Origin of the sequence: Tsukamurella sp. TY48 (assembly GCF_019656655.1) — a bacterium.
GTDB lineage: Bacteria > Actinomycetota > Actinomycetes > Mycobacteriales > Mycobacteriaceae > Tsukamurella > Tsukamurella strandjordii.
Genome location: NZ_BPMV01000001.1, coordinates 2,742,497 through 2,763,223, shown reverse-complemented (window position 1 = coordinate 2,763,223; position 20,727 = coordinate 2,742,497). Strand labels below are relative to the sequence as shown.

27 protein-coding genes and 1 pseudogene are annotated in these 20,727 nt (G+C 68.5%); 2 read left to right on the top strand and 26 right to left on the bottom strand.

Annotation, left to right across the window (positions count from 1 at the left end; translation table 11 throughout):
* Window positions 1-15: 15 nt before the first annotated feature.
* From TTY48_RS13530 to rpmJ, 5 genes are all read right to left on the bottom strand, one after another.
* The gene (locus tag TTY48_RS13530) at window positions 16-1,074 is read right to left on the bottom strand and encodes a DNA-directed RNA polymerase subunit alpha (protein ID WP_220657977.1); all 1,059 of its coding nucleotides are present in this window, start codon (window positions 1,072-1,074) and stop codon (window positions 16-18) included.
* An 85-nt stretch (window positions 1,075-1,159) separates the two neighbouring features.
* Window positions 1,160-1,765: a 30S ribosomal protein S4 gene (rpsD, locus tag TTY48_RS13525; protein WP_220657976.1), complete on the bottom strand. Its 606-nt coding sequence runs from the start codon at window positions 1,763-1,765 to the stop codon at window positions 1,160-1,162.
* 21 nt (window positions 1,766-1,786) lie between these two features.
* The gene (gene rpsK, locus TTY48_RS13520) at window positions 1,787-2,200 is read right to left on the bottom strand and encodes a 30S ribosomal protein S11 (RefSeq protein ID WP_220657975.1); all 414 of its coding nucleotides are present in this window, start codon (window positions 2,198-2,200) and stop codon (window positions 1,787-1,789) included.
* Window positions 2,200-2,571 (bottom strand): 30S ribosomal protein S13, encoded by a 372-nt coding sequence (gene rpsM / locus TTY48_RS13515; protein WP_220657974.1) that lies wholly within the window; start codon window positions 2,569-2,571, stop codon window positions 2,200-2,202. Before rpsM ends, rpsK begins: the two co-directional genes overlap by 1 nt.
* A gap of 197 nt (window positions 2,572-2,768) precedes the next feature.
* Entirely contained in the window at window positions 2,769-2,882 is a 114-nt protein-coding gene (rpmJ, locus tag TTY48_RS13510; protein ID WP_013127970.1) for a 50S ribosomal protein L36, read from the bottom strand.
* A gap of 239 nt (window positions 2,883-3,121) precedes the next feature.
* On the opposite strand from rpmJ, the gene TTY48_RS13505 reads away from it, so the two are divergent.
* Window positions 3,122-3,841 (top strand): S1 family peptidase, encoded by a 720-nt coding sequence (locus TTY48_RS13505; RefSeq protein ID WP_220657973.1) that lies wholly within the window; start codon window positions 3,122-3,124, stop codon window positions 3,839-3,841.
* Window positions 3,842-3,921: 80 nt separating this feature from the next.
* Here the strand turns inward: TTY48_RS13505 and infA are convergent, their stop codons facing one another.
* The gene (infA, locus tag TTY48_RS13500) at window positions 3,922-4,143 is read right to left on the bottom strand and encodes a translation initiation factor IF-1 (RefSeq protein ID WP_005140011.1); all 222 of its coding nucleotides are present in this window, start codon (window positions 4,141-4,143) and stop codon (window positions 3,922-3,924) included.
* 101 nt (window positions 4,144-4,244) lie between these two features.
* A complete protein-coding gene (locus tag TTY48_RS13495; protein WP_220657972.1) occupies window positions 4,245-4,793 on the bottom strand; it encodes an NUDIX domain-containing protein in 549 nt (182 codons plus the stop codon).
* Window positions 4,794-4,853: 60 nt separating this feature from the next.
* Between TTY48_RS13495 and TTY48_RS13490 the strand changes: the two genes are divergently transcribed.
* Entirely contained in the window at window positions 4,854-6,179 is a 1,326-nt protein-coding gene (locus tag TTY48_RS13490; protein ID WP_220657971.1) for a bifunctional o-acetylhomoserine/o-acetylserine sulfhydrylase, read from the top strand.
* Between the two features lie 108 nt (window positions 6,180-6,287).
* Here TTY48_RS13490 and TTY48_RS13485 read toward each other — a convergent pair.
* The 19 genes and pseudogenes from TTY48_RS13485 to ureB all read right to left on the bottom strand — a co-directional run bounded on the left by TTY48_RS13485 (window position 6,288) and on the right by ureB (window position 20,722).
* Window positions 6,288-6,963: pseudogene (locus TTY48_RS13485) on the bottom strand (hypothetical protein).
* Between the two features lie 69 nt (window positions 6,964-7,032).
* Window positions 7,033-7,806 (bottom strand): MerR family transcriptional regulator, encoded by a 774-nt coding sequence (locus TTY48_RS13480; RefSeq protein WP_220657970.1) that lies wholly within the window; start codon window positions 7,804-7,806, stop codon window positions 7,033-7,035.
* A gap of 57 nt (window positions 7,807-7,863) precedes the next feature.
* Window positions 7,864-8,502 (bottom strand): Fic family protein, encoded by a 639-nt coding sequence (locus TTY48_RS13475; RefSeq protein WP_220657969.1) that lies wholly within the window; start codon window positions 8,500-8,502, stop codon window positions 7,864-7,866.
* A 3-nt stretch (window positions 8,503-8,505) separates the two neighbouring features.
* Window positions 8,506-8,688 carry an antitoxin VbhA family protein gene (locus TTY48_RS13470; protein ID WP_220657968.1) on the bottom strand — a complete coding sequence of 61 codons (183 nt, stop codon included), beginning with the start codon at window positions 8,686-8,688 and terminating at the stop codon, window positions 8,506-8,508.
* 58 nt (window positions 8,689-8,746) lie between these two features.
* On the bottom strand, window positions 8,747-9,541 hold the full coding sequence (map, locus tag TTY48_RS13465) for a type I methionyl aminopeptidase (RefSeq protein ID WP_220657967.1): 795 nt from the start codon (window positions 9,539-9,541) through the stop codon (window positions 8,747-8,749).
* Window positions 9,538-10,083 carry an adenylate kinase gene (locus tag TTY48_RS13460; protein WP_220657966.1) on the bottom strand — a complete coding sequence of 182 codons (546 nt, stop codon included), beginning with the start codon at window positions 10,081-10,083 and terminating at the stop codon, window positions 9,538-9,540. Before TTY48_RS13460 ends, map begins: the two co-directional genes overlap by 4 nt.
* Window positions 10,080-11,399 carry a preprotein translocase subunit SecY gene (gene secY, locus TTY48_RS13455; protein WP_220657965.1) on the bottom strand — a complete coding sequence of 440 codons (1,320 nt, stop codon included), beginning with the start codon at window positions 11,397-11,399 and terminating at the stop codon, window positions 10,080-10,082. Before secY ends, TTY48_RS13460 begins: the two co-directional genes overlap by 4 nt.
* Window positions 11,400-11,655: 256 nt before the next feature.
* On the bottom strand, window positions 11,656-12,114 hold the full coding sequence (gene rplO / locus TTY48_RS13450; RefSeq protein WP_220657964.1) for a 50S ribosomal protein L15: 459 nt from the start codon (window positions 12,112-12,114) through the stop codon (window positions 11,656-11,658).
* 3 nt (window positions 12,115-12,117) lie between these two features.
* Window positions 12,118-12,297, bottom strand: coding sequence for a 50S ribosomal protein L30 (gene rpmD / locus TTY48_RS13445; protein WP_013127982.1), 180 nt, complete (start codon window positions 12,295-12,297; stop codon window positions 12,118-12,120).
* A gap of 3 nt (window positions 12,298-12,300) precedes the next feature.
* Window positions 12,301-12,948 carry a 30S ribosomal protein S5 gene (rpsE, locus tag TTY48_RS13440; RefSeq protein ID WP_220657963.1) on the bottom strand — a complete coding sequence of 216 codons (648 nt, stop codon included), beginning with the start codon at window positions 12,946-12,948 and terminating at the stop codon, window positions 12,301-12,303.
* A 43-nt stretch (window positions 12,949-12,991) separates the two neighbouring features.
* Window positions 12,992-13,396 carry a 50S ribosomal protein L18 gene (gene rplR, locus TTY48_RS13435; RefSeq protein WP_304941250.1) on the bottom strand — a complete coding sequence of 135 codons (405 nt, stop codon included), beginning with the start codon at window positions 13,394-13,396 and terminating at the stop codon, window positions 12,992-12,994.
* A 3-nt stretch (window positions 13,397-13,399) separates the two neighbouring features.
* Window positions 13,400-13,939 (bottom strand): 50S ribosomal protein L6, encoded by a 540-nt coding sequence (gene rplF / locus TTY48_RS13430; RefSeq protein WP_220657962.1) that lies wholly within the window; start codon window positions 13,937-13,939, stop codon window positions 13,400-13,402.
* A gap of 13 nt (window positions 13,940-13,952) precedes the next feature.
* Window positions 13,953-14,351, bottom strand: coding sequence for a 30S ribosomal protein S8 (rpsH, locus tag TTY48_RS13425; protein WP_220657961.1), 399 nt, complete (start codon window positions 14,349-14,351; stop codon window positions 13,953-13,955).
* Window positions 14,352-14,712: 361 nt separating this feature from the next.
* A complete protein-coding gene (locus tag TTY48_RS13420) occupies window positions 14,713-16,428 on the bottom strand; it encodes a cytosine permease (protein ID WP_220657960.1) in 1,716 nt (571 codons plus the stop codon).
* A gap of 167 nt (window positions 16,429-16,595) precedes the next feature.
* Complete coding sequence (locus tag TTY48_RS13415; RefSeq protein ID WP_220657959.1) at window positions 16,596-17,294, bottom strand: urease accessory protein UreD; 699 nt, start codon at window positions 17,292-17,294, stop codon at window positions 16,596-16,598.
* On the bottom strand, window positions 17,295-18,026 hold the full coding sequence (ureG, locus tag TTY48_RS13410; RefSeq protein WP_220657958.1) for an urease accessory protein UreG: 732 nt from the start codon (window positions 18,024-18,026) through the stop codon (window positions 17,295-17,297).
* A complete protein-coding gene (locus TTY48_RS13405; RefSeq protein ID WP_220657957.1) occupies window positions 18,019-18,687 on the bottom strand; it encodes an urease accessory protein UreF in 669 nt (222 codons plus the stop codon). The genes ureG and TTY48_RS13405 overlap by 8 nt, the downstream gene beginning before the upstream one ends.
* A complete protein-coding gene (locus TTY48_RS13400; RefSeq protein ID WP_374758692.1) occupies window positions 18,687-20,384 on the bottom strand; it encodes an urease subunit alpha in 1,698 nt (565 codons plus the stop codon). Before TTY48_RS13400 ends, TTY48_RS13405 begins: the two co-directional genes overlap by 1 nt.
* Entirely contained in the window at window positions 20,384-20,722 is a 339-nt protein-coding gene (gene ureB / locus TTY48_RS13395; protein ID WP_220657956.1) for an urease subunit beta, read from the bottom strand. The genes TTY48_RS13400 and ureB overlap by 1 nt, the downstream gene beginning before the upstream one ends.
* Window positions 20,723-20,727 lie beyond the last annotated feature (5 nt).

Below are 20,727 nucleotides of genomic sequence, written 5' to 3'. Positions count from 1 at the left end.
TACGAGCTCTTCAGCTCAGAGCTGCTCGGTCTCGGCGTAGTCCTGATCGCCATCGGCATCACCCGAGAACGACGGCTCGTCGCTCCAGGTACCGGTGGCCGGGTCGTACCCGTCGACCTGCGACGGGTCGAACGACGCGGGGCTGTCCTTGAGGGCCAGACCCAGCGCGTGCAGCTTGACCTTGACCTCGTCGATCGACTTCTGACCGAAGTTGCGGATGTCGAGAAGGTCGGACTCGGTGCGGGCCACGAGCTCGCCCACGGTGTGCACACCCTCGCGCTTGAGGCAGTTGTACGAGCGCACCGTCAGGTCGAGGTCCTCGATCGGCAGCGAGAACGCCGCGATGTGGTCGGCCTCAGCCGGCGACGGTCCGATCTCGATGCCCTCGGCCTCGACGTTGAGCTCGCGCGCCAGGCCGAACAGCTCGACCAGGGTCTTGCCGGCCGAAGCCAGCGCGTCCCGCGCGGTCATCGAGTTCTTGGTCTCGACGTCCAGGATCAGACGATCGAAGTCGGTGCGCTGCTCGACACGGGTGGCCTCCACCTTGTAGGTCACCTTGAGCACGGGCGAGTAGATCGAGTCGACCGGGATACGGCCGATCTCGGCGCCCGAGGCCTTGTTCTGCACGGCCGGCACGTAGCCGCGGCCCCGCTCGACGACGAGCTCGATCTCGAGCTTGCCCTTGTCGTTCAGGGTGGCGATGTGCAGATCGGGGTTGTGCACGGTGACCGACGCCGGGGGAACGATATCGCCCGCGGTGACGGCGCCCGGGCCCTGCTTGCGCACGTACATGGTGACCGGCTCGTCGTCCTCCGACGAGACGACCAGGCCCTTGAGGTTCAGGATGATGTCGGTGACATCCTCCTTCACGCCGGGGACCGTGGTGAACTCGTGCAGCACGCCGTCGATGCGGATGCTGGTCACGGCCGCGCCCGGGATGGACGACAGCAGCGTGCGGCGGAGCGAGTTGCCCAGCGTGTAACCGAAGCCCGGCTCCAGCGGCTCGATGACGAACTTCGACCGAGCCTCGGAGATGACCTCTTCGCTGAGAGTGGGTCGCTGCGAGATGAGCATTGAGTATTTCCTTCTCTCTGGGCGTCCGCTATTTGACGCCCGTAGAAGGCCGCCGGCGGCGAATCCGCCGGCGACCCTGCACTACTTACTTCGAGTAGTACTCGACGATGAGCTGCTCCTGGAAGGGCACGACGATCTGCTCACGCTCGGGCACGCGGTGCACGAGGATGCGCAGGGTCGACGGGACCACCTGGAGCCAAGCCGGAGCGGTGCGCTCGCCGACGGTCTCACGCGCGATCTGGAACGGCGTGGTGCCGAGCGACTTCGGGCGGACGTCGATGATGTCGTACTGCGAGACGCGGTACGAGGGAACATCCACGCGGACGCCGTTCACCGTGAAGTGACCGTGGGTCACCATCTGGCGAGCCTGACGACGGGTGCGCGCCAGGCCGGCGCGGTACACGACGTTGTCGAGACGGGTCTCGAGGATCTGGAGCAGGGCGTCGCCGGTCTTACCCGAGGCGGTCTTGGCCTCCTGGTAGTACCGCGAGAACTGCTTCTCCATCACGCCGTACAGGAAGCGGGCCTTCTGCTTCTCCTTGAGCTGCAGCAGGTACTCGCTCTCCTTGACCCGGGCGCGGCCGTGCTGGCCGGGCGGGTAAGGACGACGCTCGAACGCCTCGGAGCCGCCGACGAGGTCGACGCCCAGACGACGGGACTTACGGGTGACAGGGCCGGTATAACGAGCCATGGTTTCTCTCTCCTACCTTCCCTAGACCCGGCGCCGCTTGGGCGGACGGCAGCCGTTGTGCGGCTGAGGGGTCACATCGGAAATGGTGCCCACCTCGAGGCCGGCGGCCTGCAGCGAGCGGATGGCGGTCTCACGGCCCGAGCCGGGGCCCTTGACGAAGACGTCGACCTTCTTGACACCGTTCTCCTGCGCCTTGCGGGCAGCGCTCTCGGCAGCGAGCTGCGCGGCGAACGGGGTGCTCTTACGCGAACCCTTGAAGCCGACGTGGCCCGACGACGCCCACGAGATGACGTTGCCGGCGGGATCGGTGATCGAGACGATCGTGTTGTTGAACGTGCTCTTGATGTGGGCGTGGCCGTGCGGGACGTTCTTCTTTTCCCGCCGACGCGAAGCGCCCTTCTTGGCGCCGGAAGCGGCGCGCGACTTCGGAGGCATTACTTCTTCTTTCCGGCGATGGTCTTCTTCGGACCCTTACGGGTGCGAGCGTTGGTCTTGGTGCGCTGGCCACGCACGGGCAGGCCACGACGGTGGCGGATGCCCTGGTAGCACTGGATCTCGATCTTGCGACGGATGTCGGCCTGCACCTCACGGCGCAGGTCACCCTCGACCTTGTAGTCCGTGCCCTCGATGAAGTCACGGAGCTTGGTCAGGTCCTCGTCGCTGAGGTCCTTGCTGCGCAGATCCGGGCTCACGCCGGTGGCGTCCAGAATCTCAGTCGCGCGGGTACGGCCGATGCCGTAGATGTAGGTCAGTGCGATCTCCATGCGCTTCTCGCGCGGGAGATCGATACCCATAAGACGTGCCATGTCTGGCTGTTTCCTTCTTCTTCGTCGGAGGTCTGCTCCCCGTCCGTCCTCGCGGGTTCCGGCGCTTTCACGCCGGCCGAGGCCCCGGCCTCCGAGCCGGGGGTCCTACAGGGGCTCGTATGCCCCCGCTGGTGCGGAGAGTTCATGTACTGCAGTTCAAGCGGCGAACCGCTCAAAGCGCTGACGATCCTGGGCGATTAACCCTGACGCTGCTTGTGACGCAGGTTGTCGCAGATCACCATGACCCGACCGTTACGGCGGATCACCTTGCACTTCTCGCAGATCGGCTTGACGCTGGGGTTGACCTTCACGTCAGTCCTATCCCTTGTGTTCAGTGTTTTCCGGCGCTGCACCGGGTACTCCGGCACAGCGTCACGGCGCACGCGGGAACCCGCGCACGCACGCGATGATCCAGTGTACGCGCCGATGGCCGCGCGCCCAAATCGTCGGAGGTCGGAGCCGTGCTAATCTCGGATTCGCCATCGCACAGCAGGACATTCCTATCCCGCCGCTGTGGCTTGACGACCCGTCGAAGACGTAAAGGACCAGCATGTCGCTCTCCCTTGCCCGCCGCCTCGGGGTCGCCGCCACCGCGACGATCGGTGCCGCGACCTCCGTGCTCATCGCCGCCGGTCCCGTGAACGCCGCCCCGATCGTGATCGGCCCCGGCTCCGAGATCGACGTGGTGCAGAAGGAGACCGCGCAGGGCATCGAGGTGCAGGCCTGCACGCTCGGCGTCATGGCCCTCACCCCGGACGGCCGCCGCGTGGGCGTGACCGCCGGGCACTGCGGCAACGCGGGCCAGACGGTGGCCGTGCCGGTCCCCGGCCGCGACCGCACCATCGCCGAGGTCGGCAAGGTCGAGAAGTCCGCCGCGCCGCGGATCTCCGCCGACGACCGGGTCGTCGACCCGAACGAGCCCGACTGGGCCACCCTCTCGTTCAAGCCGGGCGTTCCGCTGGTGAACCGGCAGGGCACCGTCCAGCCGCGCACCGTGGGCCGCGCCGTGGTCGGCGACAAGGTGTGCCGGCAGGGCCGCACCACCGGCTGGCAGTGCGGATCGGTGATCGACGTGGCCGGCAACCGCATCCTCTCGGACGTGCGCAGCGATCACGGCGACAGCGGCGGCCCGCTCGTGCGCCTGAACGACGGTGCCGTGCTCGGCATCGCCACCAGTTCCTTCAAGGACGGCAGCTCGGCCGGCCAGTCCCAGTACCTGGACCTCGGCTTCATCTTCGGCGCGGCCGGCGGCCTGCGCCTGGCCGTCTGACCGGCCGGGCACCAGGCCCCGGAGACGAGAAAAGGCCCACCCCGCCGGGGTGGGCCTTCGTCGTCTGCGCGACTACCGGATCACTTGTACCGGTAGACGATGCGCCCGCGGGTGAGGTCGTAGGGCGAGAGCTCCACGACGACCCGGTCCTCGGGCAGAATACGAATGTAGTGCTGCCGCATCTTGCCGCTGATGTGGGCGAGAACCTTGTGCCCGTTCTCCAGCTCGATGCGGAACATTGCATTGGGGAGCGGCTCGACGACGCGGCCCTCCACCTCGATGGCTCCGTCCTTCTTCGCCATACCCTCCACGATCCTGTGTCTTCGTCCCGGCGCCGGTTGCGCCCGGGGTGCGGGCTCGATCATCACTGACGAACGCCGCGCTACCTGCCCATTCTACGCGCTCACGACTCGTCGGACGAATCCTGGCCCAAACCCGCGCCGGGCGACGCCCCGTCGGTCACCAGGTGCAGGGCCGTCTGCACCGAATCCGGAACGAAGTCGCCGGGGTCGTCCGCCACGGCCGCGAGGAGCTCGGCGCGGGTCATCCACTCGCCGCCGGACACCTCCTCGGGCTGCCAGACGATGGGCCCGTCGTAGGTGCACACGTACTGGAAACACACGAACCTGGTGACCGCGTCGATGTAATCGGCGGTGCCCACCCGCAGCAGCGGGACGCCGTGCACGCCGAGTTCCTCGAAGGCCTCGCGGGCGGCACCGTCGTCCGGCGACTCCCCCGCCAGCAGCACCCCGCCCGCGCAGAAGTCGCGCAGCCCCGGGTAGACGTCCTTGACGGGGGTGCGCCGGTGCACGTAGATCCGGCCGGCCGGGTCGAAGACCAGGATCGCGGTGGTGGCGTGGCGCAGGTTCTCCGCGCGGACGCGGGCGCGCGTGGCGGACCCGTCCGGGCGCCCCGCGTCGTCGTAGAGCGCCACCACCTCGTCGTCGGCCATTTCCCTACTGTATGAGCCAAAGTCTTTACTCCGGCGGCCGGTTGCATTTGGATCGCACCCATGACCACTCCGGACAGCCCCGCCTGGCACTTCGAGACCACGCAGATCCACGCCGGGCAGACGCCCGACGGTGCGACCAATGCGCGTGCGCTCCCGATCTACCAGACCACCTCGTACACGTTCAACAACACCGATCACGCGGCGGCGCTGTTCGGGCTGGCCGAGCCGGGCAACATCTACACCCGGATCATGAACCCCACGCAGGACGCGGTGGAGCAGCGCATCGCCGCGCTCGAGGGCGGCGTCGCCGCGCTGCTGGTGGCCTCGGGTCAGGCCGCCGAGACGCTCGCGATCCTCAACGTGGCGGAATCGGGCGACCACATCGTCAGCTCGCCGTACCTCTACGGCGGCACCTACAACCTGCTGCACTACACCCTGGCCAAGCTGGGCATCGAGGTCACCTTCGTCGAGAACCCCGACGATCTGGAGCAGTGGCGCGCCGCCGTCCGCCCCAACACCCGCGCCTTCTTCGCGGAGACCATCGCCAACCCCCGCGGCCACGTGCTGGACCTGCCGGGCGTCTCGGGCGTGGCGCACGAGAACGGCGTGCCGCTCATCGTGGACAACACCGTGGCCACCCCGTACCTGCTGCGCCCGCTGGAGCACGGCGCCGACATCGTGGTGCACTCGGCCACCAAGTACCTCGGCGGCCACGGCTCCGCGATCGGCGGCGTGATCGTGGACGGCGGCACCTTCGACTGGACGCAGGGCCGGCACCCTGGTTTCACCACCCCGGACCCGTCGTACCACGGTGTGGTCTTCGCCGACCTGGGCGCGCCCGCCTTCGCGCTCAAGGCCCGCGTGCAGCTGCTGCGCGATCTGGGCCCGGCGATCTCACCCTTCAACGCCTTCCTGCTCAGCCAGGGCATCGAGACGCTGAGCCTGCGGGTGGAGCGGCACATCGAGAACGCGCAGAAGGTGGCCGAGTTCCTCGACGGCCAGGACGGCGTGACCTCGGTGATCTACGCCGGGCTGCCCTCGTCGCCGTACCACGAGCGCGCGAAGGCCTTGCTGCCCAAGGGCGCCGGCGCCATCGTCGCCTTCGAGCTGGCCGGCGGAGTGCCCGCGGGCAAGGCCTTCGTGGACGCCCTGCAGCTGCACAGCCACGTGGCGAACATCGGCGATGTGCGGTCGCTGGTGATCCACCCGGCGTCGACCACGCACAGCCAGCTCACCGAGCAGGAGCAGCTCGAAGCCGGAGTCACCCCCGGCCTGGTGCGCCTGGCCGTGGGCATCGAGCACATCGACGACATCCTGGCCGATCTGCAGCTGGGCCTCGCCGCTGCTGCCGCGGCGCAGGCGCCCGCCACGGCCGGCGTGTCCTAGGGGCTCGCGATGCGCGCACTGCGGTGGTTCCGCCAGGCGGTCCGGTCCGTCCTCACCGACGACGGTGCCTGGACCTCCGCAGTGCGCCGCGGCTGCACCTAGCCGCGGCTAGTTCGAACTCTCCAACGCTGCCCGCACCGCTCGCTCCAAGGCGACGGTGGCGGGCAGCGGCAGGTTGAGCAGCCCGTCGAGTTCCTTGCGGGCCCGCTGATAGGCCTGCTGCCGCTCGGCGCCCGTGGCGCCGCCGTCCAGCGCCACCGCCAGCAGCCGCTGCGCGCGGGAGAGCCGCTCCTGCTCGATCGGATCGAAGTCCCCGCGCCGCCGCCGGTGCGCCTCCTGCTCCGCCACGTCGAACGCGGCGACGTAGGCGTGCACGGCATCGCGGTAGTCGGCCAGTCCGCTCGTCTCGTCCGGCGTCGCGGGGCGCAAGCAGATCGGCCCGCCGCTTGGCCGTGTGGAATTCGACGGTGAGCGGCTCGCGCATGTCGATCATCATCGGGTAGTCGAGGATGGTGGCCAGGTCGGTCTCGTACTCGAACCACCGGGTGTCGACGGTGTCGTGTTCCTTGGTGACTCGGGACATCTCGCGGGCGGCCTGCTCGGCGTCGATCCGGCCCATCCCCTTGGCCTGCGCCAGCGCCACCTTGGTCTCCTGCTTGATGCGGTAGCGCTCCAGGCGGCGGGCGGCGCGGCGCTCGTTCCACGCGCCGATCGCGCGCCCGGTGCCGCCGAGTCCGGCAGCGATCGGGAACACGATCCACCAGTTGTCCAGGAACCACTGCACGTCGCCAGCGTAGCTCGCGGTACTTCGCGCCGCTCAGATGTCGGTGGACACCCGAGCGGCACGAATCCGCTACCGGCCCTCGGCGTTGGCGGCCACGAGGTCGTAGACGTACTGGGCCAGGCCCGGTGCGATGTCCTCGTAGTGCTTGCGGAACCGCGGGTCGTCGATGTACATCCGCGCGACGCACACGTGCATCGCGTGGTCGCAGTCGTACCAGCGGTCGATACCGGCCCGGTGCTGCTCCGCGAGGGCGTTGCCCTCCTCGGAGCCCGGCGCCACGCCGCGGGCCAGACCGTCGGCCAGCGCGGCCTCCAGGGCGTCGCCCTCGGCCTTGAGCTGCTTCCAGTCGTCCTTGCTCAGCTTCGCCGTGCGCTCGGCGCTCTGCTTCCAGGCGTCGGTGTCGCCCCAGCGCTGCTCCGCCTCCTCGGCGTAGCCCTCGCCGAGCCAGTCGTCGCCGAAGATCTCGGCCTGGTCCTGCGCGCTGAGCGTGATGCCACCCTTCTTCCTGTTCATCATTTCCTCCACTGCTGCGACCATGCGGTGCAAACGATCGATCCTCGTCGTCAGCAGCGTGCGCTGCTCCTCCAGATGCGCCATGGCATCGGCCGACGGATCGTCGAGCAGGGTCGCGATCTGCTCGAGAGGAAATCCCAGCTCCCGGTACGTCAGCACCTGGTGCAGCCGCTCGACGTCGGCGTCGGAGTACGCGCGGTACCCCGCGGCGGTGCGGCCCGAGGGCGGCACCAGGCCGATGTCGTCGTAGTGATGCAGCGTGCGGACGCTGACGCCGGTGAGGCGCGCGATCGCGCCCACCGTGTGGAACTGTTGCTTCCCGTCGTTCACACCGATCACCTTCTGGCCTCACGTCGCGTGAGGGTCAAGAGATATTCGTAGCGGGTGTCAGAAGTCGTAGGCGGGTTCATCGTCGACGATTCTCGCGAACAGCGATTCAAGGCCGGAGAGGTCACTGTGCGCACGCGCCTGATGGCACGCATCGTGTAGTTCCGCCATATCGGTTCGGTCCCACGCCAACCCCGCACCACGCTCCGCCAGCAACAGGTTGAAGAATTCTCTCGTGGCCCTGCCGTTTCCCTCGCGAAACGGGTGCGCGAAGTTGACGTAGTCGTACAGGTAGGCGACCTCGCGCGGTAGCTGCTCCCCGGGGATCTTCCGCAGTCGACTCGATTCGGCGATACGCCCCGCGACATGCTGCATCGCCTGCGCAATATTGCCGGGCGGGCAGAAGGACTCGTCGCCCTTCTCGATGCCGACGGTGCGCAGATGGCCCGCCCACTCGTAGACATCGCGGAAAAGGTGGCGATGAATCGCACTGAGGTGGTGCAGATCGTAGCGTCGTGCCGCGAGATCGGGTCGCTCTCGGAGCTCGATCACGCGGACCTCGACGAGGTCGTTCTCAGCGTCCTCCAGCTCGCGGGCAGTGACCGCTCCGACTCGATTCCGCAGCACGGAAGTCCCGGGAACGAAGTATCCGAGCCAATCCGCGTCGTGATCGCCCGTGTCCCACGGGTACTGCGCCACCGGTCACTGCACGTTGTATCGGCGACGAACGCGCTCGCCGAGTTCGGCCACGTCGATCGTGCCCCGGGCATAGGCCACCTGATCTGCGCGCGTAGCGACGGTGCTCTCGGCTCCTTCGAGCTCCGTACTGCGACGGATCGATCGGATCGCCTTCACACGACGACGGGTTCGTTCAATGTCAGTCATGCCACGTCCTCCCTGCTCAGCATCAATTCTAGCGCGATGGAGGACGGCACCGCTCGCGTCAGGGGCGCGGGGTGAGGATGCGGGGACCGTCGGCCGTGACGGCCACGGTGTGCTCCCAGTGGGCGGCGCGGGAACCGTCGTCGGTGACCACGGTCCAGTCGTCCTCCAGCACGGAGGTGTCGGGGGTGCCGAGGGTGAGCATCGGCTCGATCGCGAGGGTGGACCCGACGACGAGCCTCGGGCCCTTGCCCGGATCGCCCTCGTTCGCGAGGAAGGGGTCCATGTGCATCTCGCGGCCGATGCCGTGACCGCCGTAGCCGTCCACGATGAAGAAGTCGCGGCCCAGCCGCGCGGACTGCGCGTAGGTGGCCGTCTCGATGGCGTGCGAGATGTCCGTCAGGCGCGCACCGTCGACCATGGCGGCGATCCCCGCCTCCATGGCGAGCCGGGTGGCCTCGGAGAGGTCCGCATCGTCGTCGGCGAGTTCACCGACTCCGAAGGTCCAGGCGGAGTCGCCGTGCCAGCCGTCGAGGATGGCGCCGCAGTCGATGGACACCAGATCGCCCTGGGCGAGCACCGTGTCCCGGTTCGGGATGCCGTGCACGACCACCTCGTTGACCGAGGAGCAGATCGAGCCCGGGAAGCCGTGGTAGCCCTTGAACGACGGGACCGCGCCGGCCTCGCGGATCACGGTCTCGGCGACCTCGTCGAGTTCGAGGGTGGAGACGCCGACGCGGGCGGCATCGCGGACCGCGACCAGCGCGCGGCCCACGACGGCGCCCGCGGCGGCCATCGCGTCGAGCTCTCCCGCCGAGCGGAAGGGCACGGTCTTGTTGCGGCGGAACCTGCTCACTTATCGAGCGCGGCGGTGACCCGGCCGAGCACCTCGTCGACGGTGCCGACGGCGTCGATGTGGGTCACGAAATCGCCGTAGTAGTCCAGCAGCGGGGCGGTCTGCTTCGCGTAGACCTGCATGCGGTTGCGGATGACCTCTTCGGTGTCGTCCGCGCGACCGCGGGCCAGCATCCGCTCGACCACGGTGTCCTCGGGCACCTCGAAGGAGATCACGGCGTCGAGCTTCTCGTTGCGCGGCACCAGGATCTCGGCCAGCGAATCGGCCTGGTCCGTGGAGCGGGGGAAGCCGTCCAGGATGAAGCCGTTCACGGCGTCGGGCTCGTCGAGGCGCGAGCGCACCATGTCGACGGTGACCGACGACGGCACGAGCTCGCCGGCGTCCATGTACTTCTTGGCCTCGACACCGAGCTGGGTGCCCTCGCTGATGTTCGCGCGGAACAGGTCACCGGTGGAGATGTGAGGGATTCCGTACTTCTCCGACAGCTTCTCCGCCTGCGTGCCCTTGCCCGCCCCGGGAGGGCCGAGAATAACCAGTCTCACTTGAGGAATCCTTCGTAGTTGCGTTGCATCAATTGACTCTCGATCTGCTTCGTCGTGTCGAGGGCCACCACCACGATGATGAGCACCATCGTGCCGCCGAAGGGCAGGTTACTCATGTTCGATCCGCTACCGGTGAGTTCGATGAACAGGTTCGGGAGAATCGCGATGATGCCCAGGTACAGCGAGCCCGGCAGCGTGATCCGCTGCAACACGTAGTTCAAGTAGTCCGCGGTCGGCTTGCCGGGGCGGATGCCCGGGATGAAGCCGCCGAACTTCTTCATTTCGTCGGCGCGCTCCTCCGGGTTGAAGGTGATCGCCACGTAGAAGTACGTGAAGAAGATGATCAGCGCGAAGTAGACGCCGATGTGCACCCAGCTGCCCGGGTTCACCAGGTTGGTCTGGATCCACTGCACCCAGCCGGCGGTCGAGGCGCCGCCGGACACGAGCTGGATCACCAGCTGCGGCAGGTACAGCAGCGAGGACGCGAAGATCACCGGGATCACGCCCGCGGTGTTCACCTTGAGCGGGAGGTAGGTCGACGATCCGCCGTACATCTTGCGGCCGACCATGCGCTTGGCGTACTGCACCGGGATGCGGCGCTGGCCCTGCTCGACGAAGACCACGGCGATGATGATGAGGAACACCGCGAACAGGACGAGGCCGAAGGTGAGGCCGCCCTGGCTCTGCAGGATGTTCTGGCCGTCGGCCGGGAGGCGCGAGGCGATGCCGGCGAAGATCAGCAGCGACATGCCGTTGCCGATGCCGCGCTCGGTGATCAGCTCGCCGAACCACATCACGAGGACGGCGCCGGCGGTCATGGTGATCACGATGACGATCAGCGAGAAGATGTCGGTCTTGTCGAGGATCGGCTTGGCGCAGCCCTGCAGCAGGGCGCCGCGCGAGGCCATCGCCACGATGGCGGTGGCCTGCAGCAGCGCCAGCGCCACCGTGAGGTAGCGGGTGTACTGCGTGATCTTGGCCTGGCCCGCCTGGCCCTCCTTGCGGAGCGTCTCGAAGCGGGGGATCACCACCATCAGCAGCTGCACGATGATCGAGGCCGTGATGTACGGCATGATGCCGATCGCGAACACCGACAGCTGCAGCAGCGCGCCGCCGGAGAACATGTTGATCAGCGAGTAGACATCGGCGTTGGCGCCCTTGGAGACGTTGTCGACGCACTCGCTGACGTTACGGAAGTTGACGCCCGGGGACGGCAGCGTGGCGCCGAACCGATAGAGCACGATGATGCCCAGGACGATCAGGATCTTCCGCCTCAGATCCGGGGTCCGGAAGATCGGGACTAGGGCCGAAAGCACACATCCTCCTGGCAGCCGGGCGGCCCGGACGGGCGGCCCCACGCTCGTGGACACGCGCAACTCCCGCAGGCGGGAGCGGCGTGCCCTCATCGGTAATCCTGCAAACGTTAGAACTCTAACAGCCGCACCCATCGCGGCTGTTCACGGCCGTACCGCCCGACAGAAGTCGGGCCGCGCGACCTGGTGCGAAAGAAGAACCGCGGCAGGCACCGTTTCCGGCGCCTGCCGCGGTCTCCACGCTAGTCGATCGAGACGGTTACGCCTCGGCCGAAGCGGCGAGCTCGGTGACCGAGCCGCCCGCGGCGGTGATCTTCGCCTTGGCGGCGCCGGTGACCTTGGTCGCCGTCACGTCCACCTTGACGCTGATCTCGCCGTCGCCCAGCACCTTGACGACGCGGTTCTTGCGAACCGCACCGGCGGCGACGAGCTCGTCGATGCCGACGGTGCCGCCCTGCGGGAACAGGCGAGCGATGTCGCCCACGTTCACCACCTGGTACTCGACACGGTTGCGGTTCTTGAAGCCCTTGAGCTTCGGCAGCCGCATGTGCAGCGGCATCTGGCCGCCCTCGAACGCCACGGGGACGTTCTTGCGCGCCTTGGTGCCCTTGGTACCGCGACCGGCGGTCTTGCCCTTGGAGCCCTCACCGCGACCCACGCGGGTCTTCTCGGTCTTCGCGCCCTTGGCGGGACGGAGATCGTGCAGCTTGATAGCCATTGGTTACACCTCCTCCACTTCCACGAGATGCGACACGACCTGGATCAGGCCGCGGTTCTGCGGGGTGTCCTCGCGAACGACACTCTTACGAATGCCCTTCAGGCCGAGCGTCCGCAGGCTGTCGCGCTGGTTCTGCTTGGTGCCGATCGTGCCGCGCACCTGAGTGATCTTGAACTGTGCCATGAGTTACGCTCCCTGACCTGCACGCGCACGCAGCATGCCCGCCGGAGCGACGTCCTCGATGGGCAGGCCGCGACGAGCCGCGACCTCCTCCGGACGCTGCAGCTCCTTGAGAGCGGCGACGGTCGCGTGGACCACGTTGATCGCGTTGTCCGAGCCGAGGCTCTTGGCGATGACGTCGTGGACGCCGGCCGCCTCGAGCACGGGGCGCACGGCGCCACCGGCGATCACACCGGTACCGGGGCTGGCGGGACGCAGCAGCACGACGCCGGCCGCGGCCTCACCCTGCACGGGGTGCACGATGGTGTTGCCGATCATGGGGACGCGGAAGAAGTTCTTCCGAGCCTCCTCGACGCCCTTCTGGATGGCCGCAGGAACTTCCTTGGCCTTGCCGTAGCCGACGCCGACCATGCCCTGGCCGTCGCCGACGATCACGAGGGCGGTGAAGCTGAAGCGACGACCACCCTTCACGACCTTCGAGACGCGGTTGATGGTGACAACCTTCTCGATGTAGTTGCTCTTCTCGGCCTCGCGGCCTCCGCGCTGATCGCGGTCACGGCCACCACGGCCGCCGCGGCGGTCGTTGCTGTTGTTATCGGGACCGTTGTTGCCGGCGGGCCCATTGCCGCCGTCACGACGCTGACGTCCGGGCATCAGGCTGCCTTTCCTTCGGTGGAGTACATGGTGGTGGTCTGCATCAGAACGTCAACCCGCCTTCGCGAGCGGCGTCCGCGAGCGCGGCGATGCGGCCGTGGTACTTGTTGCCACCACGGTCGAACACCACGGCATCCACACCAGCGGCCTTGGCGCGGGCGGCGATGAGCTCGCCGACCTTCTTCGCCTGGGCGGACTTGTCGCCACCCGCGGCCTTGACGTCCGCCTCGAGAGTCGACGCCGAGGCCAGCGTGTGGCCCTTGAGGTCGTCGATCAGCTGCACGTGGATGTGCCGGCTGGAGCGCTTGACGGCGAGGCGCGGACGAACCGCGGTGCCCTCGATCTTCTTGCGCAGGCGGAAGTGACGACGGGCCTTCGACGTACGACGACGAGTCGAGACGTCCTTGCCCATCGGAATGCGCTTCTTGTTCTCAGTCTGAGTTGCCATGAGTTACTTACCCGTCTTTCCGACCTTGCGACGGATCTGCTCACCCTCGTAGCGAACGCCCTTGCCCTTGTACGGGTCGGGGCGACGCAGACGACGGATGACCGCCGAGATCTGGCCGACCTGCTGCTTGTCGATGCCGGACACGGAGAACTTCGTGGGGCTCTCCACCGCGAAGGTGATGCCCTCGGGCGCCGTGATCGGCACCGGGTGGCTGAAGCCCAGGGAGAACTCGAGGTCCTTGCCCTTGAGCGCCACGCGGTAACCCACGCCGTAGATCTCCAGCTTCTTGGTGTAACCCTCAGTTACACCGGTCACCATGTTGGCGACCAGGGTCCGCGACAGGCCGTGCAGCGCCTTGTTGCGCCGCTCGTCGTCGGGACGGGCGACCACAATGGCGCCCTCTTCATTCTTCGACACCGAGATCGGGTCCGAGACGGTCAGCGCCAGCTGGCCCTTGGGGCCCTTGACGGTGACATCCTGGCCGGCGATCTGCACGTCGACGCCCGCGGGAACGACCACGGGGTGCTTACCAATACGCGACATTAGTTCTGTCCCCTTACCAGACGTAAGCGAGGACTTCGCCGCCCACGCCCTGCTTGGCTGCCTGACGGTCGGTGAGGAGGCCCGAGGACGTGGAGATGATCGCCACGCCCAGGCCGCCCAGGACCTTCGGCAGATTGGTGGACTTCGCGTACACGCGCAGACCGGGCTTCGACACGCGGCGCAGGCCGGCGATCGAACGCTCACGGCTGGGGCCGTACTTCAGCGAAACGACGAGGTTCTTGCCCACCTCGGCGTCCTCGGTACGGAAGTCGGTGATGTAGCCCTCACGCTTGAGGATCTCGGCGATGTTCGCCTTGATCTTCGAGTGCGGCAGCTTCACCTCGTCGTGGTACGCCGAGTTGGCGTTGCGCAGACGGGTCAAGAAGTCTGCGATCGGATCAGTCATAGTCATGACAGATTCGTCTACCTTTCTCGCAGCGGTTCCCATGCAACGACGGCGCACTGGTGCCTTGAAATCAGGGCCTGATGCGTCCGACGGTGGGCCTACTACGAAGCAAACCGTCCTGCGAAGCCGTTGCCCCGCAGGGATTCCGGACCGTCCGGACGTATCCGTACCGGTTCGGGGAGGTGCGCCGGACGTGCTCACGCACGACAGGCAACCTCTCTAGTGTAGAGAAACTGCCGGTCAGAGTCGAATCGAGTCCGTCTCCCACCCCGTCTCCCCCACACGCCTCGGCCTCCCCCATGCAGGTGCACGGGGGAGGCCGAGGGATCACGGGGAGGCGCGCTCCCGGCGGGGAGCGGGCTGCCGGCTACTTCTGAGCGGGCAGCACGTGCTCGCCGGACTTGTCGCAGGACAGCGCCAGGGAGCTGATGTACTGCTTCTCGCCGTTCGGGCCGGGCACGTTCGAGGCGATCATGTCGGGCCGCTCGAACTCGATGCCGGTCACGCAGCACAGCAGCTTCTCGCCGGACGGGTTGCCGTCCTCGTCGAACATCGGCAGGTCGATGCCGTCATCGGTGCGCCGCAGGTAGTACTTGCCCTTGGTCGCCAGCGCCAGGATCGGCGGCAGCACCAGGGCCAGCACCAGGGCGACCAGCGGCGAGTACGGCTGCAGGGTGGCTCCGAGCAGGCCGAAGAACGCCGCGATCGACAGTCCGGCCGCCACGACCACCGAGACGAAGCCCACGGGGTTCACGTCGTAGAGCATGCCGCGGCGGAACTCAGGCACCTTGGGCGAGATCTTGAGCAGGTACTTGTTGATCGCGATATCGCTCGCGACCACCACGATCCAGGCGATGCCGCAGTTGGCGTAGAAGGCCAGCAGGCTGTTGAGGAAGCTGAACATGTCGGCCAGCATCAGGCCGAGGGCGATCGCCACGTTGAAGATGACGAAGACGAGGCGGCCGGGGTAGGTCTTGGTGACGCGGGTGAAGCTGTTGGTCCAGGCCAGCGAGCCGGAGTAGGCGTTGGTCACGTTGATCTTGATCTGGCTGATCACCACGAGGATCACGGCCAGGGTCATGGCGAGCCAGGCGGGCATGAAGTCCTTGTAGATCTCCAGGAACTGGTGCACGGGCTCGTTGGCGATGCCGGCGTTCTCGGCGGTCTGCGCGATCAGGTACACGGCCAGGAACAGGCCGACGATCTGCTTGATGGCGCCGAAGAACACCCAGCCGGGGCCGGCGGTGATCACGGCGATCCACCACTTGCGGCTGTTCTCGGGGGTCTTGGGCGGCATGAACCGCAGGTAGTCGATCTGCTCGGCGATCTGCGCGATGAGCGACAGGCACACACCGGCGGCCAGCATGGCGCCGGCGAAGGAGACGCCGTGGCCGGCGGGGGTCGCGGAGATCACGGTGCCGGAGGCGTCGCGGACGATGTCGGTGCCGCTGTAGGCGAAGAAGGACTCGATCGCCTCGGGGTGGCTGAAGAGCAGGTAGCCGAAGGGCAGCACCATCATGATCAGCCACAGCGGGGTGGTCCACACCTGCAGCTTGGCGAGACTCTTCATGCCGTAGATCACCAGCGGGATCACGATCACCGAGCTCACCAGGTACCCCAGCCACAGCGGCATGCCCAGGCCCAGCTTGAGGCCCTGCGCCATGATCGAGCCCTCGAGCGCGAAGAAGATGAACGTGAAGCTCGCGAAGATCAGGTTGGTGAGCACCGAGCCGTAGTAGCCGAAGCCGCTGCCGCGGGTGATCAGGTCGAGATCGATGTTGTACCGGGCCGCGTAGTAGGAGAGCGGGTAGCCGGTGAGCACGATGACCAGCGCGAAGAAACCGATGCCGATGAGCGCGTTGCCCGTGCCGCCCGCGATGCCGATGTTGGCGCCGATCGCGAAGTCGGCCAGGTAGGCGATGCCGCCGAGCGCGGAGGTGGCCACCACGGCCGGGCCCCACTTGCGGTAGCTGCGCGGGGCGAATCGCAGGGTGTAGTCCTCGAGCGTCTCCCGCAGTGCGCTCTGCTCCGCCGCGGGCATCGCCGTATCGGCGGTGTCCTTCGGTGTCAGCTGGTCGGTCATCTGTCCTCCGTTTCCGTGCGGCATCGCCGCCTGGCGGAAAACGTAGGAACGCGGTGTTGCGTCTGCGCCGCGCTGATGTTTCCGGCACGCTACGCCGGGTTAACTCCACGCCGAGATCTGTTTACAACCGCGGAGAACCGCAGGTCGGGGCGTATCTATTCGTTGCCCTAGCCATCGGTCCAGGCGGCGGTGACGCCGTCGAGGGGGCTGCGGTGGGTCTCATCGCCCAGGTATCGGGCCACGGCGCCGGGCCGGTCGAGGTCGAGCACGTCGAGCCCGGGCACCGTCGGCGGACGGAAGCCGAGGGCGGTCACGGTGTCGTACACGCGGCGTCCGCCGAGCACACCGGGTTCGGGGGCGTCGCCGCGCACGCGCAGGTCCTCGACGAGCAGGGGCAGCCCATCCTCGGCGACGAATTCGGCGCGCAGCTCGCCGCCGCGTTCGCCGGTGCGGCCCAGCACGCTGGTCTCGCGGAGCACGGCGGTCGCGCCCTCGGCGAGCGTCACGCAGGTTCGACGGTGCACCCGCGCACCGTCGGCCACCACGAGCGGCAGGCCGTCCCACCGCAGCCGCCCACCGGCCTCGACGGTGACGTGCACGGTCCAGCGGGACCAGGGGCCGCCGCCGTCGGCCTCGCCGTAACAGACGGTGCCGCCGATGTCCTCGAGCTCCAGGCTTGCGCCGGCGCCCACGGTGATGTCGATCCGCACCTCGTCGCCGGGCAGGAGCAGGGCGCCGCCGGCGACCAGGGCTATGCGGGCACCGTCGGGCGTGCGGGACACGAGCCGGGGCACGATGGTGCCCCCGACCAGGTCGACGTGCGCGCGCGGCGACGCGGCCCGGACCGCGACTGCTGCTGCGCTCACCTAGTGAGTATGCGGGTGCGCGTGATCGTGGTCGTGCGCGTGCTCGTCGTCCTCGGCGTGGAAGTGCGGGGCCATGGGGCCGGGGTCGACGGCCACGTGGTCGCCGCCGAGGTACTGCGTGCGCAGGCCCAGCAGCCACTCCCCCAGCTGCGTGACCGAGGTGGGATCGGTGCGGGAGAGCGCGAGGACGGGGCCGCCCTCGCGGGCGGCGGTGGCGTCGGCCACCATCTGCGGGACGTCGACGCCGACGTACTGCGCGAGGTCGGTCTTGTTGACCACCAGCAGATCTGCGCGGGCGATACCGGGGCCGCCCTTGCGGGCCACATCGCCACCGCCGGCCACGTCGAGCACGAAGATCTGGGCGTCGACGAGCGCGGGCGAGAAGGTGGCGGTCAGGTTGTCGCCGCCGGACTCGATGATCACCACGTCCAGCGGGCCGTGGTCGGCCTCCAGGTCTTCCACCGCGATGAGGTTGGCGGTCACGTCGTCGCGGATGGCGGTGTGCGGGCAGGCGCCGGTCTCGACGGCGCGGATCCGGTCGGCCTCCAGCACGCCCTCGGAGCGCAGGAAGCGGGCGTCCTCGTCGGTGTAGATGTCGTTGGTGATCACGCCGAGGCGCAGCTGATCGGCCAGGGTGCGGCAGATGGTGGCGATGAGCGAGCTCTTGCCGGTACCGACGGGTCCGGCGACGCCGAGCCGCAGTGCGCGCGTGGGGTTCTGGGTATCAGGCACGGAACAACCTCTTGTTCGTCACGGCGTGGGCCTGCGCCCACTCCTCGGCTTGCGGGGTCGATCCGGCGGGGATGTCCGCCGGATCCGTGAGCGCGGCGACGGCGCTCACCTCGGCTTCGGTGGCGGCGCACACGCGCAGCACCAGTTCGGTGGCGAGCACCGGATCGCCCGGCTCCAGTTTGAGCAGGGCGGCCGCCGCGCACGCGGCCTCGTCGTAGACCACGGTACGCACGAGTTCTTCGGCGCTGGTCGCGGCGGCGGCGGCCATCGCGCCGAGCACCACGGCCCGCGCGGGGGTGCGGGGCAGGGAGCGCAGCGCGGGGTCGTCGGGCCACAGGCGCAGCGCGAGCCTCAGGTAGCCGCGGCCCAGCAGCCGGGCCGCGTCGCGCATCGACGGTGCGGGGGTGCGTGCGGCCCACGCCGCCTCGACGGGGGCGAGGCTCTCGCCGGCGAGGGCGCGGTGTCGTGCGACGACGGCGGTGCCCGCCTCGACCAGTGAGGTGGTGCGGGCCCGGGACAGGGCCAGCGGCTCCGCCTGGGTGGCCGGAAGGCCGCCCAGCAGTGCGGGTTCCATACCCGCGGAGTGGGCGTGCCCACCCGAGGGCAGCCGGGCGTCGGCCAGCGTCATGGCCAGCACGCCGGCGGGGAGGGCGCCGACCATCAGAACATGCTGTAGAGCTGCGCCAGCGGCAGCTCGGTGGCGGGCGCGGGCACGATCTCGTCGCCGTCGACGGTGATCCGGAAGGTGTCGGGTTCCACCCGGATGTCGGGCAGTGCGTCGTTGCCGCCGAGCATCTGCGCCTTGGTCACGGCGCGGGTGGGTGCGAGCGGAAGCAGCCTGCGGCGCAGTTCGAGTCGCTCGGCGAGGCCGTCGTCGAGGGCGGCGGGCGAGACGAAGGTGACGGCGTGATCGGCTCCGGCGTCGGCGCCGAAGGTGGGGCGCATGAGCACCGGCTGCGGCGTGGGGATGGAGGCGTTCGGGTCTCCGAGTGCGGCCCACACCAGTGCGCCGCCCTTGATCACCACTTCGGGCCGGATGCCGAAGAAGCGCGGGTCCCACAGCACCAGGTCGGCCATCTTGCCCGGCTCCACCGAGCCGATCTCGTGGTCGATGCCGTGCGCCACAGCGGGATTGATCGTGTACTTCGCCACGTATCGCTTGGCGCGGATGTTGTCGGCGTCGCCGCCCAGGCTGCCGCGCCGGTGCTTCATCACGTGCGCCACCTGCCAGGTGCGGCTCACCACTTCGCCGATCCGGCCCATGGCCTGCGCATCGGAGCTGGTGATCGACAGCGCGCCCATATCGTGCAGCACGTCTTCGGCGGCGATGGTGGTGGCGCGGATGCGGGACTCGGCGAACGCGAGGTCTTCGGGCACAGCGGGATTGAGGTGGTGGCACACCATGAGCATGTCGAGGTGTTCGGCCACGGTGTTCACGGTGTGCGGCAGGGTGGGGTTGGTGGACCCGGGCAGCACGTGCGGCAGCGAGGCCACGGTGAGGATGTCGGGTGCGTGGCCGCCGCCGGCGCCCTCGGTGTGGAAGGCGTGGATGGAGCGCCCGCCGATCGCATCGATGGTGGACTGCACGAATCCGGCCTCGTTGAGCGAGTCGGAATGCAGCGCCACCTGCAGGCCCCAGTCGTCGGCGGCGCGCAGGGCGGCGTCGATCGCGGCCGGGGTGGAGCCCCAGTCCTCGTGCACCTTGTACCCGGCGGCGCCGCCGAGGGCCTGCTCCTTCAGCGCGTCGGCCGAGACGGTGTTGCCCTTGGCCAGCAGCAGCACGTTGAGCGGGATGCCGTCGAGGGCGCGGTGCATCGCGGACAGGTGCCAGGCGCCGGGGGTCACCGTGGTGGCCTTGGAGCCCTCGGACGGTCCGGTGCCGCCGCCCACCACCGTGGTGATGCCGGTGCACAGGGCCTCGTGCAGCTGCGACGGCGAGATCAGGTGCACGTGCGAGTCGATGGCGCCGGCGGTGAGGATCTTGCCCTCGCCGGAGATCACGTCGGTGGAGGGGCCGATCACGAGGTCGGGGTGCACGCCGTCGGCCACGTCGGGGTTGCCGGACCGCCCGAGCGCCACGATCCGGCCGTCGCGGATGCCCACATCGGCGATCTCGATGCCCCACCAATCCAGGACGATCGCATTGGTGATCACGGTGTCCAGGGCGCCCTGGGCGCGGGTGACGGCGGATTGGGCCATGGATTCGCGGATCGATTTGCCGCCACCGAACACCGCCTCCTCGCCGCCCACGGTGTGGTCCTTCTCGATCTCGATCCACAGGTCGGTGTCGGCGAGCCGCACCTGATCGCCCGCGGTGGGGCCGTAGATCGCGGCGTAGCGTTCGCGGTCGATGCGCATCAGAGGGCTCCCAGTTCGGGGTCACGGCCGATCTGCAGGCCGGGTACGCGGCGCAGGCCCCGGATCGTCACGGCGTCCAGGGTGCGGGAGGCGCCGGGTTCGAACCGCTGCGAGGTGCCCGACGGGATGTCGAGCCGGTAGCCGTGCGCCGCGGCGCGATCGAATTCGAGGGCGCTGTTGGCATCGGGCAGGTGCAGGTGCGAGCCGATCTGCACGGGCCGGTCGCCGGTGTTGACGAAGACCAGGGTGAGCCGCTCGTCGTCGGGCCGGGGATTGAGTTCAAGGGTGCCGGGCCGCACCCGGACGGCGCCGGGGCCGGTGTCGCTCGTGTGTGCCATCAGTG